The organism is Microbacterium sp. ET2 (assembly GCF_030347395.1).
In the GTDB taxonomy this organism is placed as follows: Bacteria; Actinomycetota; Actinomycetes; order Actinomycetales; family Microbacteriaceae; genus Microbacterium; species Microbacterium albipurpureum.
The window spans coordinates 1,724,719-1,742,281 of sequence record NZ_CP128170.1 but is presented as its reverse complement, the minus strand read 5'-3'; the positions used below and the strand labels follow the sequence as shown (position 1 = coordinate 1,742,281).

The following is a 17,563-nucleotide window of genomic DNA, read 5'->3' as shown; positions in this document are numbered from 1 at the left end:
CAACCTCTACGGTCGATTTCGAAAGGAGGACAGGCGATGGACTGGTCCATCCAGCAGATCTCGCGTGCGGCGGGGACGACGAGCCGCACGCTGCGGCACTACGACGTCATCGGATTGCTTCCCCCGTTGCGGATCGGGAGCAATGGCTACCGCTACTACGACCGGTCGGCGCTGGTGCGTCTCCAGCGGATCCTCCTCCTTCGAGACCTCGGTCTCGGGCTTGCGCAGATCCGCGATCTGCTCGATCGCGACACGACCGAGGTGGATGCCCTCGAGAAGCATCTGGCCTGGCTCCGTGAGGAGCAGAGCCGCCTGGCGCGCCAGATCGCGTCGGTGGCGGCGACCATCCACGCACTGAGAGGAGGTGAAGAACTGATGGCAGAGAACATGTTCGACGGGTTCGACCACACCCGCTACAAGGAGGAGGTAGAACAGCGCTGGGGCGCCGACGCGTACGAGCGGAGCGACCGCTGGTGGCGGGGGATGAGCGACGACGAGCGCGCCGACTGGAAGAGCCTTGCCGCCGATCTCGGTCGCGACTGGATCACGGCCGCCGAGAGCGGTGTCGATCCGACGGGCGACGAGGCGCAGGCGCTTGCCGCCCGCCACATCGCCTGGCTGCGCAGCATCCCCGGGACTCCCGGCCACGGGTCTCCCGACGAGCTCGCACAGTACGTGCGGGGTCTGGCCGACATGTACGTCGACGACCCTCGATTCGCGGCGAACTACGGCGGAGCGGCGGGCGCGGAGTTCGTCCGCGCCGCGCTTCGGCACCGCGTGGACGCTGCGTGGTGAGAGTTCGCCACGCGGAGAAGAAGGATGCCGCGGGCTCCAGGCCTGCGGCATCCTTCTGGTCTTCCCGCGCTCCGTCCGTCGCGCGCGGGTGCGGGACGTCAGGTCCGGCGGCTGCCGGTGATGACGCGGAACAGGAAGGCGATCAGGGCGATGACGCCGACGATGAGCGCGACCCACAGCAGCCACTGCAGGGCGGAGTTCAGGCCGCCGACAATGGCAAGCACGATCGCAACCACGATGATGATGATCAGGGCGAGGTTCATGGGGCTCTCCTTGTCCGTATTCGGCGACCAGTGTCGGGTGCGCCGCGTGCCACTCGGCACTTTCACAGGTTCGCATTCCGCGGCCTCCGCCAGCAGGGGCTTGACGACGTCCCCCGTGCGGTGTAATCACGGCAGGACCGGCTATCCCCGCCGGCGGGGGTTGTCAAGCCGCTGTGCCTCTGCGACCACCGTCCTAACGTCGGCGGTGTGGTCGCCGTACCGACCGCGCGGAAGGAGTCATCATGCCCCAGGGAAGAGGCTCGTCGAGCCTGAAGGACCCGGAGCTCTACGAGGAGCTGCGCGAGGACGGTGCGTCGAAGGAGAAGGCTGCGCGCATCTCCAATGCCGCCGCCCGCGATGGCCGCAAGACGGTCGGCCGCCGTGGCGGCGAATCCGGCAACTACGAGGACTGGACGGTCGCCGAACTGCGCGGCCGGGCGAAGGAGCTCGGCCTCTCGGGGTACTCGAACAAGAAGAAGGCGGAGCTCATCTCGATGCTCCGTGATCATTGAGCACGACCGCCGAGGGTCGGCGCGGAGCGCGACTGGTCCGGGTGCGCCCCGGCGACGATCCCGGCTACCGTCGCGTCCGCTCGGGATCGAGCTTCCGCTACGTCGACATCCACGGGTCATCCGCTCCTGAAGAGGATCGCGAGCGCATCCACCAGCTGGTCATCCCGCCCGCCTGGCAGGACGTCTGGATCTCCAGTGACCCGATGGGGCACATTCAGGCCGTGGGAGTCGACGAGGCGGGGAGGCGGCAGTACCTCTACCACCCGAAGTGGCGCGAGCGTCGCGACCGGGGCAAGTTCGCACGCGCCCTCACCCTCGCCGAGGCGCTCCCTCGTGCCAGGGCGAAGGCGACGACGGCCCTGCGACGCGACGATCTCAGCCGCGAGAAGGTGCTGGCGGTCTCCTTCCGCCTGCTCGACGAGGGCGCGCCGCGGATCGGATCGGCCCGCTATCTCGAGCGTCACGGCAGTCGGGGCCTGACGACTCTGCAGCGCCGCGATGCGTCGGTGGAGGACTCCGTCATCACCCTGTCGTTCCCGGCCAAGAGCGGACAGCGCGCACTCATCCGCATCGAGGACGAAGAGCTCGCCGCGGTCGTCGAAGAACTCAGCGCGGGTCGTCCACGCTCGGCACTGCTGTCGTATCAGCGGGGTCGGCGACGCGTGCCCCTGACCCCCGCCGATGTGAACAACCACGTCCGGGCGCTGACGGGCGGCCGTTTCACGGCCAAGGACTTCCGCACCCTGCGCGGCACCATCATGGCCGCCGAGGCCCTCGCCCGCATCGGCACCGTCGACACGGCGCGTGATCGCAAGCGCGCCGAGAAGCTCGCGGTGCGCGCCACCGCCGAAGCCCTCGGCAACACCCCCGCGGTCGCCCGCAGCAGCTACATCGACCCGAAGGTGTTCGCGCGCTACGACCGCGGCCGGCTGCTCGACCTGACGATCTCGCCCGAATCGGCGATCCGCCAGCTGCTCACCGGCCGCTGAGCCCGACGCCGGCCGAGTACTGTGGCCGGGTGTCCGACCGACCGCGCATCCGTCTCGATGTGCTCCTCGCCGTCATGGCCGGCGGTGCCGTGGGAGCGGGTCTTCGTGCGCTCCTCCTGCTGCCCGTCGCAGGCGGGGCTCGAGCCGACGTCGTGGCGGTCACCCTCGTCGAGAACGTCGTCGGGTCCTTCATGCTCGGCGTGGTCGTCGCCGTGCTCGGCGATCGCCGGCCGCGACTGCGCGCTTTCGCCGGAACCGGCGTGCTCGGCGGCTTCACGACATACAGCACGTTCGCTGTCCAGACGGCGCAATCGACGACGGATGCCACGGCGACCGCGATCCTGCTCGTGCTCGCCTCGCTCCTCCTCGGTCTCCTCGCCGCCTTCGGGGGCCTCGCCGCAGGGCGGCGGTTCACCGGCGCACGGCGGGGCTCCGATCCCCCTCGGGAGGCCGAATGAACGATGCCCGGGTGCCGTCGTGAACGCCGTCGATCCGCTCGCCTTCCTGCTGCTCGTCGTCGCAGGTGCCTTCGGCGCGGGGGCGCGCTACGTCGTCGACGCCCTCGTGCAACGCGCCTGGATGCGCACGTTCCCCCTCGGCATCTTCCTGGTGAACGTCACCGGATCGTTGCTGCTCGGTGTGCTGACCGGGGCGGCCCTGGCCCTCGACGACACCGTCGTCGCCGTGATCGGAGTCGGCTTCCTCGGTGCGTACACGACGTTCAGCACGGTGTCGGTCGAGACGGTGCTCTTCGCGGAGCGGGGCCGGTGGCGCCTCGCGATCGGCAACGTCGTCGGCACACTGCTCGTCGGTGTCGCCGCGGCGGGCATGGGCCTCGTCATCGGCACGGTGCTCACAGCCTGATGCCGACACGTGGATGAGATACTGAGGCGGCCGATACATTCCCGTATCGACGCGCCGGCGGCTCCGCCACAGCAGCAGCACAGCATGGAGCGCCGGGTCGCGGCATCCGGTGTCCCTGCAGAAAGCAGCTCATGTCGAACCTCGCCGTCCTGAGCCTGAAGAACCGCGCGCTCATCGCCCTCATCACCATCGTGGCGGCGCTGTTCGGCGGCATCGCGTTGAACAGCCTCAAGCAGGGCTCATCCCCTCGATCGAGTTCCCGACGCTGATCATCGTCTCGACCTACCCCGGCGCGTCTCCCGAGGTGGTCAACACCGACGTGTCCACCCCGATCGAGACGGCGATCCAGGCGGTGCCGGGCCTGGAGTCGACCACGGCGACGAGCACCACGAACGCGTCAGTCGTGCAGGCGTCGTTCACATACGGGACCGATCTCGCCACCGCCGAGCAGAAGATCACCCAGGCGATCAACCGCATCGAGAGCCAGCTGCCCGACGGTCTCGACCCCAACGTGCTGAGCGCCAGCATCGACGACTTCCCCGTGATCCAGCTCGCCGTCACCGGGTACGACGACCAGGAGACCATCCAGTCGCAGCTCGAGGCGAGTGTGGTCCCCGAACTCGAAGACGTCGAGGGTGTCAACACCGCCCAGATCGTCGGCGGCACGGGCCAGCGCGTCAGCATCACGCCCGACCAGGCCGCGCTCGCCGCCGCCGGATTCAGTCAGCAGGCCATCCGCGATGCGCTCGACCAGAACGGCGTGCTCTTCCCCGGCGGTGAGATCACCGAGAACGACGAGACCCTCACGGTGCAGACCGGTGCGAAGCTCGGCTCGGTCGACGACATCGCCGCGCTGCCCCTCGTCCCGACCGACGCCGAGCAGTTCGGCGCCGAGACGGTCACGATCGGCGACGTCGCGACGGTGGAGCAGGCCGAGGATCCGGTCACGAGCATCTCGCGGGTGGGCGGCGAGCCGGCGCTCACCATCGCCGTGACGAAGCTCCCCGCCGCCAACACCGTGGAGGTGTCGCAGGGCGTGCTCGCCGCCCTCCCCGACCTCGAAGACGCCATCGACGGGGCGGAATTCACCGTCGTCTTCGATCAGGCGCCCTACATCCAGAAATCGATCGAGACCCTCGCCGTCGAGGGCACCCTCGGCCTCGTCTTCGCCGTCCTCGTCATCCTGGTCTTCCTGCTGTCGGTGCGTGCGACGCTCGTCACGGCGATCTCGATCCCCACGAGCGTCCTCCTCACGTTCATCGGCCTGCAGGGGTTCGGGTACTCGCTGAACATCCTGACCCTCGGCGCGCTCACGATCGCGATCGGACGCGTCGTCGACGACTCGATCGTCGTGATCGAGAACATCAAGCGCCATTACGTGGGCGACGCCGACAAGAGGGCCGCGATCCTCCTCGGCGTCCGCGAGGTCTCGACGGCGATCACCGCGTCGACGATCACGACCGTGGCGGTCTTCCTCCCCATCGCCTTCGTCGGCGACGTCACCGGTGAGCTCTTCCGGCCGTTCGCGCTGACGACGGCCATCGCACTGCTGGCCTCGCTGTTCGTCGCCCTCACCATCGTGCCGGTGCTGGCGTACTGGTTCTTGAGGCCCGGCAAGCCCATCCTCGACGAGGGTGGTCGCGCGATCGACCCGGAAGACCCGGCGGCACCTCCGAGCCGGCTGCAGAAGGCGTACCTGCCGATCCTCCGCTGGACGCTCCGTCACTCGTGGGCGACCCTTCTCATCGCCGTGCTGGTGCTCGGCGGCACGGTCGCGGCGATCCCGTTCATGAAGACGAACTTCCTGGGCGATTCGGGGCAGAACACCTTCACGATGACCCAGAGCATCGGGCCCGCTCCCAGCCTCGAGGCCGAGAGCGCGGCGGCCGAGGAGGTCGAGGCGATCCTCACCGACATCGAGGGCATCGAGACCGTGCAGGTCTCGATCGGCTCGAGCGGATCGCCGCTGCAGGATGCCTTCGCCGGCGGCGGCACAGGCATCACCTATTCGATCACCACCGCCGATGACGTCGATCAGGTGGCCCTGCGCGAAGAGGTGCAGCAGCAGGTCTCCGAGCTCGAGGATGCGGGCGAGATCACCGTCTCGGCCGCGCAGGGCGGCTTCGGCTCGACCGATATCGAGATCGATGTCACCGCGCCCGATTCGCCGACGCTCCAGGAAGCGACCGACGCCGTCGTCGCCGGGCTCGACGGCCGGGAGGGCATCGGTCAGGTGTCCAACAACCTCTCCTCGTCGCTGCCGTTCATCGCCGTGACGGTCGACCGCGACGCCGCTGCCGGCCTCGGCCTCTCGGAGGTCGCGGTCGGAGGCATCGTCTCGGCGGCGATGCAGCCGCAGTCGGTGGGCACGGTCGAGATCGACGGCACCTCGCTGACGGTGTACCTCACCGCCGCCGACACTCCGCTCACCATCGACGAGCTCCGGCAGCTGGAGGTCCCCGCCGCCACGGGCCCGATCCCGCTCGAGCAGATCGCCACCGTCGAGGAGTCGGCGGGTCCGGCGTCGATCACCACCGAGCGGGGGCAGCGCACCGCCACGGTCACCGTGACCCCCTCGACCGACGACCTCAACGTCGCCTCGGCCGCCGTCACCGAGGCGCTCGCCGATGTCGATCTGCCCACCGGCGCCGACGCCGAGCTCGGCGGCGTCGTCTCGGAGCAGCAGGACGCCTTCACCCAGCTGGGCCTGGCGCTCCTCGCCGCGATCCTCATCGTCTACATCGTCATGGTCGCGACCTTCAAGTCGCTGCGCCAGCCGCTGGAGCTGCTGATCTCGGTGCCCTTCGCCGCGACCGGCGCCATCCTGCTGCTCGTCGTCACCGGCATCCCGCTCGGAGTCCCCTCGCTGATCGGCGTGCTGATGCTCATCGGCATCGTGGTGACGAACGCGATCGTGCTCATCGACCTCGTGAACCAGTACCGCGAGAAGGGGCTCACCTCGCACGACGCCACGATCGCGGGCGGGTCGCGCAGGCTCCGACCGATTCTCATGACCGCGCTCGCGACCATCTTCGCGCTCACTCCGATGGCGCTCGGCATCACCGGCAGCGGCGGATTCATCTCGCAGCCTCTCGCGGTGGTGGTGATCGGCGGCCTCATCTCCTCGACGGTGCTGACGCTCCTCGTCCTCCCGACGCTGTACAACCTCATCGAGGGCGCCAAGGAGCGCCGGGAGGCCCGTCGTCGTCTCCGCGACGGCGAGGGTGCGCCCGCCCCGGTCGAGGGCGCACTCGCCCCTGCCGGGGGTGCACCTCTCGGGTCGTCCGGTCTCACCCGTCGTCAGCTGCGTGAGCAGGCCGGCGTCGCGACCGGCGCGATCGCGGTGGCTGTGCCCCTCATCGAGGAGGCTCCCGATGTCGAGATGCCGACACCGGACGAGGAGGATGCCGCCGAGGGCGACGTCGTCCTGGAAGAGACCACGGTGCCCGACGATCTGCCGGTGATCGAGCAGGACCCCGACATCGAGACGTCGATGCCTCCGGAGGAGTCGACGCCTACGGGCGGGTCAGCCGACGACGGTTCAGGTGCTGACGGACCTGAACCGGACGCAGGCGTGCCGGCTGCCGAGGCGGCCGAGGCGGAGTCGACGTCAGAAGGTGCATCGCCGGAAGGCGCGTCGCCCGACGAGGAATCCGACGCCGAGGAGCGCGACCCGCGGTGACGAGGGCCGGTCGGCCGGGTCGGCGGGTCATGACCGGAGCCGGGAGGCGGGTCGGACCGGACGCGGCGATCTCGGTGCGAGGTGCGGCAGCAGCATCCGTCGTCCGGGGCGTCCTCGCCGTGACGTCACCGCGTGCGTCGACGGGTGCGCGGTAGGCGAGCGCCCGCGGGAGCAGGCCGAGCCACACGAGCATCAGCGAGAAGGCAACGATCTCGAACAGGGCGAGCGTGATGAACCCGGCGGTGAGGATCACCATGCCGCTCGCGAGGATCACCACGCAGAAGAGGGTGAATCGACGGAACGCGAGGTGGCGTCCGCGGATGCCGAGGCTCGACGCGACCATCGTGAGGAACGACAGCCCGAGGCCCGACGCGGCGAGGTCGTGGAGGACGACGCTGACGGGGATCGGAATCATTCCGACGACGGTGAGGTGCAGCCCCGCTGACACGATGGATCCGCGGAAGATCCGGCGCGTGCGGCGGCCCACTCCCTGGGGGAGGGCGACGGCGAGGAGCACGCCGTAGGCGGCGAGGAAGAAGCCGGAGAAGAGCACGGTGGAGTTGAACAGCTTGCTCGATACCGTGCTGAAGGTGCCGAGCTGGGAGAAGTGCAGGTGCCACCAGTCGGGATCGGTGGTGGTGAGGATCGCCAGGAGCACGCCGATCGGCAGCGACGAGATCGCGATGGTGCCGAGGCGGTGCACGCGCGGATGAGCGACGGGAGACGTCGGGGGCGCGGTCGTGAGCGCAGACGGGGAGGGAGCCGTGGCCGGAAGGGTCGCGGTGGTCATGCTGCTCACGATCGGTCGGGCGGCGACGAGTTCCGATGGTCGGTTGTGCCCAACCGCTCCTCCGGGAGGTCGACGCGAGTAAGGAAAGGAGGATCCCCCGGGCCAAGCGGTTCCAGCCCGTTGGTGTGAATGGTAGCGCGTACGGATGACAAGCGGACACGCCGCCGATCGGGCCTCTCACAGGCTGGGACGATACGGTGGGGGCGTCGGGCTGAGGACACCGCCAGGTTGTGACGGCTTCTGTGAGTTCTCAAGGCCGATTCCCGCGCCCTCTGCCATCGCGAGCCGGCGCTTCACATCACAGGAATGGCCCCGGCCGGCGATTGCCCGGGTTGCTCGAGCATGACCTCGAGCGCTGTTCTCGTGCGAGCACGAAGGACCTCATCATGAGCCCGAAGAACAAGAAGCCTGCCGGCGGACGTCCGGCACGCAACTACGACCCGCGCTACGCCGCGGGCTCCAGCTATCAGGACCGCAAGCGACGCCCCGCCGACGGAGCGGGTGCCGGCGGTGCCGGTGCGAAAGCCGGAAGCCGCAGCCCCGGACACCGCGGCTACCGCGCGAACGACGGTGCGGCCGACAGCCGCGCAGGCGCCTCACGGGAGTGGGTGGCCCGCGAAGCGAGCGAGCCGAAGCGCCGCTGGAGCGCGCAGGAGAAGGCCGGCCGTGACGAGGCACGCGCGATCCGTTCGCAGGCACGCGGCGACCGCGGGTCGTACGCCCGCCAGGGCGACGACCGCCCCGCCCGTCGCTTTGAGGGTGGCGAGCGTCCGCAGCGCCGGTTCGAGGATGACCGCCCGCAGCGTCGCTTCGAGGATCGCGCGCCTCGTCGGGGTGACGACCGTCCCGCCCGGCGCTTCGAAGGTGGCGAGCGTCCGCAGCGCCGGTTCGAGGATGACCGCCCGCAGCGTCGCTTCGAGGATCGCGCGCCTCGTCGGGGTGACGATCGTCCCGCGCGTCGCTTCGACGACCGTCCGGTGCGCCGGTACGACGACCGACCTTCGCGCTCCGGCGACGACCGTCCGGTGCGTCGGTACGATGCCCGACCCCAGCGCCGCACCGACGACCGTCCGGCCCGTCGCTTCGACGAGGACCGTCCGCAGCGCCGCTACGACGACCGACCCCAGCGCCGCACCGACGACCGTCCGGCCCGTCGCTTCGACGAGGACCGTCCGGCGCGTCGCACCGACGACCGTCCGGCGCGCTCGGCGCACGCCGAGGCGCAGCTCGATGTCGTCCACGAGCGCCTGCAGGCCGAAGCCGTCGAGGCGCACGAGGTCGACAACATCGGCTTCGGCGACCTCGGTCTCGGCGAGAACCTCGTGAACCGTCTCGACGAACTCGGCGCCTCGTCGCCGTTCCCGATCCAGGCGGCGACCATCCCCCCGATCATCGAGGGACGCGACGTGCTTGCGCGCGGTCGCACCGGTTCCGGCAAGACCATCGCCTTCGGCGCCCCGCTCGTCGAGGCGATCCTGCGTGCACAGGCGGGCCAGCGTCGCCAGCAGGGCCGCGCACCGCAGGCTCTGATCCTCGCTCCGACCCGCGAGCTCGCCCTTCAGATCGACCGCACGGTACAGGCGCTGGCGCGCAGCGTCGGCCTCTTCACCACCCAGATCTACGGCGGCGTGCCGCAGGCTCGCCAGGTAGGGGCCCTGCGCAAGGGCGTCGACATCATCGTCGGCACACCCGGTCGCATCGAAGACCTCGTCGAGCAGGGCAAGCTCGACCTCTCGCAGGTGAAGATCGCCGTCCTCGACGAGGCCGACCACATGTGCGAACTGGGCTTCCTCGAGCCGGTGCAGCGGATCCTCCGCCTGACCGCCGAGGGATCGCAGAAGCTCCTCTTCTCCGCGACCCTCGACCGCGAGGTCGCCGCCCTCGTCGAGGAGTTCCTCGTCGAGCCGGCCGTCTACGAGGTCGCCGGCGAAGACCAGGACTCCAGCACCATCGAGCACCGCGTGCTCGTGATCGACCATCGCGACAAGGCGGAGATCGTCACCTCCCTCGCCGACCGCGACGGCAAGACCCTCGTCTTCGCCCGCACCCGCGCTTACGCCGAGATGCTCGCCGAGCAGCTCGACGACGCCGGAATCCCGGCACTGGCGCTGCACGGCGACCTGAACCAGGGCAAGCGCACGCGCAACCTCGAGCGCCTGACCTCGGGCCGGGTGCGGGTGCTCGTCGCCACCGATGTCGCCGCGCGCGGCATCCACGTCGACGACATCGATCTCGTCGTCCAGGCCGATGCGCCCGATGAGTACAAGACGTATCTGCACCGCTCGGGCCGCACCGGCCGCGCGGGTCGTGCGGGCACCGTCGTGACCCTGGTCACGCGTCAGCGTCGTCGCCGCATGGCGGAGCTGCTCAGCCGTGCCGAGATCGACGCGCCCTTCGAAGACGCGCGTCCCGGCGACGAGGTCGTCGAGGCCCTCGCCGGTCGTCCGACGGTCGCCGACCTCACCTCCTGAGGTCCGGGTCCGCGCCGGCGAGTCCTCGTCCGGCCCCGCGGGGCGTCGAGCCACCGCCTTCACGACGAGCCACCCCGCATCCCGGGGTGGCTCGTCGCGTTTCGGGTGGTTCGGCGCGCGCGGCGGCGCGACCGGGGCGGCGCGACCGGGGCGGCGCGCGCGGCGGCGCGACCGGGGCGGCGCGCGCGGCGGCGACCTGATCCGCGGCGGCGTGGTGGGGGACGGCAGGCTCAGAAGAGGGACGGCTGCGCCGGAGGCGCAGACGCGGCACGCCGACCGCGCGACGTCGTCATCACCGTGGCGGCAAGCCGCGCGCGATCGGCGGCCTCATGCGAGAGCGGCGTGCCCCCCGCGCCCGGGCCGCCCGCCAGCCCCGCATACCGAGTCGCGCGCGGGTGCGCGTCATCCTCCGCTCCGCCCTCCAGTCCGTAGGCGCGCAGCAGCGGGCGCACCCGGCGCGCGAGCCACGTGCGGTAGGCCTTCGGGGCGGTCGCCGAGACTCCCGGGTACAGCCCCCGGTACGACGAGACCAGTTCCGGGCGCTCGCGCGCGAGCCACTGCAGGAACCACTCCTTCGCCCCCGGGCGCAGGTGCAGGGCGCCGTAGACGACCCTCGTCGCGCCCGCGTCGCGGATGCGCCGAAGCGCCTCGTCGATCGCCGCCACCGAGTCGGTCAGGTGCGGCAGGATCGGCATGAGGAAGACCGTCACCGCGAATCCGGCGTCCACCGCCGCCCGTACGGTGTCGAGCCGCGCGGCGGCGCTCGGCGTCCCCGGCTCGAGCGCTGCCTGCAGCGCGTCGTCGAAGACGGCGATCGACATCGCGAGGGTGACAGGGACGGATGCCGCGGCGTCGGCCAGCAGCGGCAGATCACGTCGAAGCAGCGTGCCCTTCGTCAGGATCGAGAACGGCGTCCCCGACGCGGTGAGGGCGTCGATGATGCCGGGCATCAGCCGGTAGCGGCCCTCGGCGCGCTGATATGGATCGGTGTTCGTGCCGAGCTGCACCGGGTCGCGCAGCCAGGTCGGTTTTGCGAGCTCCCTGCGCACCACCTCGACGGCGTTGATCTTGACGACGATCTGCGAGTCGAAGTCCTTCCCCGCGTCGAGCTCGAGGTACTCGTGGGTTCCCCGGGCGAAGCAATAGGAGCACGCATGAGAGCAGCCGCGGTACGGGTTGATCGTCCAGTCGAAGGGCATCGCCGACGACCCCGGCACGCGGTTCAGTGCCGACTTCGCCATCACCTCGTGGAAGGTGATCCCCGCGAACTCGGGTGTGGTCACCGACCGCACCAGGCCGTTCAGATACTCGAGGCCGGGCAGGGCCGCGGCATCCGCCACGCCCAACTGCTGTCCCTGCCAACGCATGCATCCAGGTGAACACGTCTTCGAAACTCTGTCAAGCTCCTGCGCATCGATCATCGAAAGCGCGCCGGGCGGGCTGGCCAGCCGGCGCTCATGAGGGAAGAATGAACGGGTGCAGGCGCCCCCTCCTCACACTCCTCCCCTCACCCGTCGCGAAGCCAGAGAGCGCGCGCGGGTGAACGATGCGGCGCGCCCGTGGGGGAAGGAAGCTGCGCCGGCGCGGGCAGATGAGACGGTATCCACGCGAGCGAACGAGGCCGTGCCGGCCAGGCGTGTCTCCGCACTCGGCGGCCCGGGTGTTCCGCTGGCCCAGCATGTGCGAAGGCGGCGTCGCCGCTGGCCGTCGGTGCCGGTCGCCGCCGCCCTCGTCGCGGTGTTCGTCCTCGGCTCCAGCGCGAGCGTCACCGCCGCCGTCACCCGCCTCGCTCCGGAGGAGCCGCCCCCGGCAGTCGCGGCGCCTGCGGAGACCACGCCTCCTGCGCCGCTCAGCGCGCTCATCGCCCCGGCGACCGCCGCGGCCGCCACCCCACCGCCCCTCGCGCCGGTGCCCGCCACCGATCTGCCCGTCGTGGAACAGCAGCAGGTCGCGGGTCAGGATGTCTGCACCGACCCCGCGGTGACCGCCGCGCTCGCCGCGCAGGACGAGGCTGCGGCGATCGCCGCCGTCGGTGGAGCCCAGCTCTTCCGCGAGGCGGTCGTCGCCGGTACTGCGCCATGCCTCCGCCTCGACGACCCGAACCTCAGCTGGGTGGTGGTCAACAAGATCCGTCCCTTCGCTCCGATCGATTGGGCCCCCGGGTCGGTCGTCTTCCCCGACGGGGTCCGCAACATCGGCGAAGGCGCCCTCGCCCCCGAGGCGGCCGCGGCGCTCACGGCGATGGTGTCGGCGGCCGCAGCCGCGGGCGCCGGCGAGATCGGGCTGCAGAGCGCCTACCGGTCGTACACGACGCAGCAGACCTCGTACGGCGTGCAGGTCGCCGATCGTGGTGTGGAGGGCGCCGACCTCGTCAGCGCCCGGCCCGGTCACAGCGAGCACCAGTCGGGTCTCGCCGCCGACGTCGTCCCGTGTGCGAACGGATCGTGCGGAACCCTGGACGACCTCGCAGCGACCTCGCAGGGCGCGTGGGTCGCCGACAACGCGTGGCAGTTCGGGTGGATCGTCCGCTACCAGGAGGGGCGGACGGATGTCACGGGCTACGCCCCGGAACCCTGGCACCTCCGCTACGTCGGCCCCGAGATCGCTACGGCGATGCGCGAGGGCGGGTACACCACGCTCGAGGAGTTCTTCGGCCTCCCGGCAGCACCGGCCTACGCACCCGCGGGCTGAGGTCGCACCATCCGTGCCCGGCCGGGCCGCGGCATCCGCTCTGGTATGAAACTGAGTACCCTTGCTCGTGACACTGAGGGTCGGCGCGACCCGCACTCGAAGACGAGAGAGGGAGGCCGCTCATGGAGCGCGACATCTACGACGAGGACCACGAGGCGTTCCGCCACGTCGTCAGGGAGTTCTGCAAGCGCTACGTCACCAACGCCGCGCGCGAGAAGTGGGATGCCGACGGCCAGATCGACCGCGAGACGCTCCGTGCCGCGGGTGACGCCGGTGTCATGGGTCTGTCGGTCCCCGAGGAGTACGGCGGCGCGGGGATGCTGCAGGACTACCGGTTCCGCGCCATCGTCAACGAAGAGGTCATCGCCGCGGGAGCCGGGTCGCTCGCGGGAGCGCTGGGCATCCAGGACGACCTCGCCGTGCCCTACCTCGTGCACATGGGCACCGACGCGCAGAAGCAGAAGTGGCTGCCCGGCATGGCCACGGGCGAGACCATCGGCGCCCTCGCCATGAGCGAACCGGGTGCCGGCAGCGACCTGCGCGGCATCTCCACCACTGCGAAGAAGGTCGACGGCGGATACGTCGTCAACGGCGCGAAGACGTTCATCTCCAGCGGTGCGAGCGCCGATGTCGTCGTCACGTTCGTCAAGACGGGGGAGGGCAACCGCCCCGAGGCGTTCAGCCTGCTGCTCATCGAGACCTCGTCGGAGGGCTTCGACCACGGCAAGAAGCTGCAGAAGATGGGATTCCACGGCCACGACACCGCCGAGCTGTCGTTCACCGACGTGTTCGTGCCCGAGGAGAACCTCATCAGTGGCACCGAGGGGCAGGGCTTCATCCAGCTGATGATGAACCTGCCGCTCGAGCGCCTGTCGATCGGCGTCGCCGGGGCGGCGGCCGCGCAGGCGGCGCTCGACTGGACCCTCGACTACACCCGCAGCCGCGAGGCGTTCGGGCAGCGGATCATCGACTTCCAGAACTCCCGGTTCCAGATGGCGGATGTCGCCACGACCGTCGACGCGCTGTGGGCCTACATCGACCGAGCCCTCCTGGCATACCGCGACGGCACGCTCAGCGCCGAAGAGGCCGCGAAAGTGAAGTTCTGGGCGACCGAGCGCGAGTGGGAGGTGCTCGACGCCTGCGTGCAGCTCCACGGGGGCTACGGCTACGTCACCGAGTACCCCATCGCCCGGGCGTTCCTCGACGCGCGCGTGCACCGCATCTACGGCGGCACGAACGAGATCATGCGCGAGATCGTCGGGCGCCAGCTCGCCGGGAAGCGCTGAGGCGCGGCATCCGCCTGTCTTCGGTCACAGAATTCGACCAATGTCACAGGAAAGGGGCGCGCACGTGTGATTCCCGCGTGGTCGTGTGATGCGCCGCACCGCCGGCCGCGCGGCCTCGGCAGGCGCGGCGTCACAGCAGCGCGAAGAGCGCAGCGCTGACCGCCCAGAACGCCAGCGTGAAGACCGTGTCGCGCGCGCGCCAGGGCACGAGGTGCCGCTCGGTGCGGTCGGGGTAGGCGCCGAAGGCGCGGGAGTCCATCGCCAGCGCCACCCGCTCGGCGTGCCGGATCGCGCCGGCCAGGAGCGGCACGATGTATCCGATCCACCGGCGTGCTGCGGCGAACGGCCCCCGCCCGCCGTGCGATCCGCGGACCCGGTGCGCCTGGCGGATCACCTCGAGTTCGTACCCAAAGCGCGGCACGAACCGGAACGCCGCGAGCGCGGTGTACCCGATGCGGTACGGCACGCGCAGCTGCTGCACCATCGCGCGGACGAGGTCGGGCCCGGTGACCGACATCCCCGCGATGAGGGCGAGCGAGACGATGGCGGCGATCCGGATGCCGGTGGCCGCCCCCACCTCGAGGGCACCGCCGTACAGGGTCCAGTCGCCGATCCGCCAGACGGCGACGCTCTGGTCGACGCGGTCGGGGTCGGTCCAGAGGGCGAAGCTCAGCGCCAGCACCGCGGCGAAGGCCGGGATGGCGAGCAGGAAGCCGACGAGACGCGGCGTGAAGCGCACCCCGACGAGCAGCACCGCATACGCCAGCGCAACGAATGCGGCCGGCGTCGCGGCATCCCGCACGAAGACCAGCCCCAGCATGGCCGGTGCCGGTGCGAGCAGCGTCGCGAGCGGGTTGATGCGGTACAGGAAGCGCAGCGGTGACGCCTGGACGCGCTCGGCGTACGGGTCGAACCGCCCTCGGGTCGCCTGCGCTGCGGTGACGGGGCCGGTGACCGTCACGACGCACCGCTGGGGAGGTCGGCGAGGCGGGTGACCCGGCGAAGGGACGGATGCCGCTGAAGCGCCGTCATCGCGCGGGCGAGCGGCGGCGCGGCGAGACCCGTGGACTCGAGCAGGGCGAGGTCGGAGAGGATGTCGGCGGGGCTCCCGGCGGCGCGGATGCGTCCGTCGTCGAGCACCACGACCCGGTCGGCGTGCTCGCCGACGAGCTGCATGTCGTGCGAGACGACGACGACCGTGGTGCCGCTGGCGTTCAGGTCGCCGAGGAGGCCGAGCAGCTCGTCGGCGCGGGCGCGATCCTGCCCGAAGGTCGGCTCGTCGAGGGCGAGCACCGGTGCGCCGGTCACGAGCGCCGTGCCGACCGAGAGGCGACGCTTCTGCCCGCCCGAGAGGAGGAACGGGTGGGTGGCGGCTTTGTCGGTCAGGCCGAAACGGGCGAGGATCTCCGCCGTCCGTGCGCGGACCTGGTCGTCAGGGAGTCGCTGCAGACGCAGTCCGTGCGCCACCTCGTCGAACACGGTGTGGGTGATGAACTGGTGCTCGGGGTTCTGGAAGACGAAGCCCACGCGGCGCGCGAGGGTGCGGATGTCGGCGCGTGCGACATCCGTTCCGCCCACGGTGACGCTTCCCTTCGGCGGACGGACGACGCCCGCAATCGCCTGCAGCAGTGTGGTCTTGCCGGCGCCGTTGGCGCCGACGATCGCGACGAACTCGCCCGCGGCGATGTCGAGGTCGACGGCGTGCAGGATTTCGCTGCCCCCACGTCGGATGGTCAGGTCGCGCACCGTGACGGCCGGGGTGGCGGCGGGCCGGGTCGCGGGGTGGCCGGTCGGGGGGCGTGCGGCGCCCGCGGCGGCTGTGCCGAGCGCTCGGTCGAGGCGAGGAGATTCGGCCGAGAGGCGGACGTTTCGCCCGGAATCGTCCGCGGTTGGACCGATCGTCCGCGTGTGGAGGGGGGAGGAGGTCGGGAGCGGGGAGGCGGTGGGGAAGGCGGAGGCGGTGGGGAGGGGGGAGGCGGTGGGGAAGGCGGAGGTGGTGGGGAGGGGGGAGGCGGTGGGGAGCGGGGAGCTGGTGGGGGGCGCAACGCTCGCGGAGCGGGGGGAGGGTGCCGCGTCGAGCGCGGCGGTCAGCTCGGCGGGCGTCAGCGGAAGGGGGTCCAGCGCATACCCCGCGGAGCGCAGCCGCAGTGCGGCGAGCGTCGAGACCGGAAGCCAGACGCCCATCGCGTGGAGCGCGTCCGCGCGGGCGCGCAGCACGTCGTCGGTCGCGCCCTCGGCGAACAGCCGCCCTTCGGCGTCCAGGACGACGACCCGGTCGACGAGGCCGACGGCGGCGTCGAGGTTGTGCTCGACGAGCAGGATCGCGCGGTCGCCCGCCGCGACGACGTCGGCGAGCGCGGCGTAGACCTCGTCGATCCCGCGCGGGTCGAGGTTGGCGGTCGGCTCGTCGAGGACGACGAGCGCCGAGCCCAGAGCCAGGGCGCAGGCGATCGCCAGGCGCTGCCGGCCGCCACCGGAGAGCCGATCAGGGTTCTCGTGGCGCCGTTCCCAGAGTCCGACGCGGCGAAGCGCCGCCTCGGCGCGGTCGAGGACCTCGTCGACCGACAGGCGCAGGTTCTCGGGGCCGAAAGCGACCTCGTCGAGAAGCGTGCCGGTGACGAGCTGGGCGTCGGGGTCCTGGAAGACCATCCCCACACGCGTGCTCAGCGTCGATACCGGCGTGCTGCGGACGTCGAGTCCGCCGACCTCGAGGTCGCCGACGACCGCGGCGGGGATCGCCTGCGGGATCAGGCCGTTCAGCGCCAGGGTGAAGCTCGACTTGCCCGAGCCGCTCGGCCCCAGAAGCAGCACCACCTCGCCCGGCGCGACGTCGAGCGTCGCGGCGGCGGGGGTTGCGGCCTGCGCCCCCTCGTGCGTGATCGCGACATGCCGCGCGCGAACGAGGCGCGGGGCGTCGTCCCGAGCGGTGCGCGGGGCGGCGTGGTCGGAGGGGTGGGCGGGCATGGGTCCTCGTTGGCTCGGTACCCCCCAACTTAGCCTGCCCTAACCTCGTCCGACCGGCGGTCTCTCGACGCTGCGACCAGCGCGACCATCACGCCGGCTCCGCTCGGCATCGTCCCGAACTCCTGCACTTTCGCAGGCAGCACCGCTGAAACCGCCTGTTTCCGGCGCCCCGCGCCGAAATTGCAGGAGTTGGGGACACGCGGCCGCCGGACCACAACTCGGGACTCGCGCTTTCCCGCGCGAGCGGGTAAGCATG

At 71.0% G+C, this 17,563-nt stretch carries 13 protein-coding genes and 1 pseudogene; 9 read left to right on the top strand and 5 right to left on the bottom strand.

All coding sequences use genetic code 11. The features are described 5' to 3' along the window. Positions 1–36 precede the first annotated feature (36 nt). Positions 37–795 carry a MerR family transcriptional regulator gene (locus QSU92_RS08345; protein WP_289265716.1) on the top strand — a complete coding sequence of 253 codons (759 nt, stop codon included), beginning with the start codon at positions 37–39 and terminating at the stop codon, positions 793–795. Between the two features lie 98 nt (positions 796–893). On the opposite strand, the gene QSU92_RS08340 is transcribed toward QSU92_RS08345, so the two are convergent. Further along, entirely contained in the window at positions 894–1,058 is a 165-nt protein-coding gene (locus tag QSU92_RS08340; protein ID WP_164478137.1) for a hypothetical protein, read from the bottom strand. 242 nt (positions 1,059–1,300) lie between these two features. On the opposite strand from QSU92_RS08340, the gene QSU92_RS08335 reads away from it, so the two are divergent. From QSU92_RS08335 to QSU92_RS08315, 5 genes and pseudogenes are all read left to right on the top strand, one after another. Next, positions 1,301–1,570 (top strand): SAP domain-containing protein, encoded by a 270-nt coding sequence (locus QSU92_RS08335; RefSeq protein WP_289265715.1) that lies wholly within the window; start codon positions 1,301–1,303, stop codon positions 1,568–1,570. A gap of 41 nt (positions 1,571–1,611) precedes the next feature. Further along, the gene (locus QSU92_RS08330) at positions 1,612–2,559 is read left to right on the top strand and encodes a DNA topoisomerase IB (RefSeq protein WP_422880435.1); all 948 of its coding nucleotides are present in this window, start codon (positions 1,612–1,614) and stop codon (positions 2,557–2,559) included. Between the two features lie 29 nt (positions 2,560–2,588). Continuing rightward, positions 2,589–3,017, top strand: coding sequence for a fluoride efflux transporter FluC (locus QSU92_RS08325; protein ID WP_289265713.1), 429 nt, complete (start codon positions 2,589–2,591; stop codon positions 3,015–3,017). A gap of 19 nt (positions 3,018–3,036) precedes the next feature. Continuing rightward, entirely contained in the window at positions 3,037–3,423 is a 387-nt protein-coding gene (locus tag QSU92_RS08320) for a fluoride efflux transporter FluC (protein WP_289265712.1), read from the top strand. 131 nt (positions 3,424–3,554) lie between these two features. Continuing rightward, positions 3,555–6,694: pseudogene (locus QSU92_RS08315) on the top strand (efflux RND transporter permease subunit); the annotation flags it as partial. Positions 6,695–6,938: 244 nt separating this feature from the next. Here the strand turns inward: QSU92_RS08315 and QSU92_RS08310 are convergent. After that, positions 6,939–7,895, bottom strand: coding sequence for a DUF998 domain-containing protein (locus QSU92_RS08310; RefSeq protein ID WP_289265710.1), 957 nt, complete (start codon positions 7,893–7,895; stop codon positions 6,939–6,941). Positions 7,896–8,281: 386 nt separating this feature from the next. On the opposite strand from QSU92_RS08310, the gene QSU92_RS08305 reads away from it, so the two are divergent. Next, positions 8,282–10,366 carry a DEAD/DEAH box helicase gene (locus QSU92_RS08305; RefSeq protein ID WP_289265708.1) on the top strand — a complete coding sequence of 695 codons (2,085 nt, stop codon included), beginning with the start codon at positions 8,282–8,284 and terminating at the stop codon, positions 10,364–10,366. Between the two features lie 230 nt (positions 10,367–10,596). Here the strand turns inward: QSU92_RS08305 and QSU92_RS08300 are convergent, their stop codons facing one another. Continuing rightward, positions 10,597–11,733 carry an Rv2578c family radical SAM protein gene (locus QSU92_RS08300; RefSeq protein WP_289265706.1) on the bottom strand — a complete coding sequence of 379 codons (1,137 nt, stop codon included), beginning with the start codon at positions 11,731–11,733 and terminating at the stop codon, positions 10,597–10,599. Between the two features lie 256 nt (positions 11,734–11,989). Here QSU92_RS08300 and QSU92_RS08295 point away from each other — a divergent pair, with 256 nt between their 5' ends. Beyond that, on the top strand, positions 11,990–13,057 hold the full coding sequence (locus QSU92_RS08295) for a M15 family metallopeptidase (protein WP_289265705.1): 1,068 nt from the start codon (positions 11,990–11,992) through the stop codon (positions 13,055–13,057). Between the two features lie 122 nt (positions 13,058–13,179). Further along, positions 13,180–14,343: an acyl-CoA dehydrogenase family protein gene (locus QSU92_RS08290; protein ID WP_289265704.1), complete on the top strand. Its 1,164-nt coding sequence runs from the start codon at positions 13,180–13,182 to the stop codon at positions 14,341–14,343. Positions 14,344–14,473: 130 nt separating this feature from the next. On the opposite strand, the gene QSU92_RS08285 is transcribed toward QSU92_RS08290, so the two are convergent. After that, positions 14,474–15,304: an energy-coupling factor transporter transmembrane component T family protein gene (locus QSU92_RS08285; RefSeq protein ID WP_289265703.1), complete on the bottom strand. Its 831-nt coding sequence runs from the start codon at positions 15,302–15,304 to the stop codon at positions 14,474–14,476. Further along, positions 15,301–17,307 carry an ATP-binding cassette domain-containing protein gene (locus QSU92_RS08280; protein WP_289265702.1) on the bottom strand — a complete coding sequence of 669 codons (2,007 nt, stop codon included), beginning with the start codon at positions 17,305–17,307 and terminating at the stop codon, positions 15,301–15,303. The genes QSU92_RS08285 and QSU92_RS08280 overlap by 4 nt, the downstream gene beginning before the upstream one ends. Positions 17,308–17,563 lie beyond the last annotated feature (256 nt).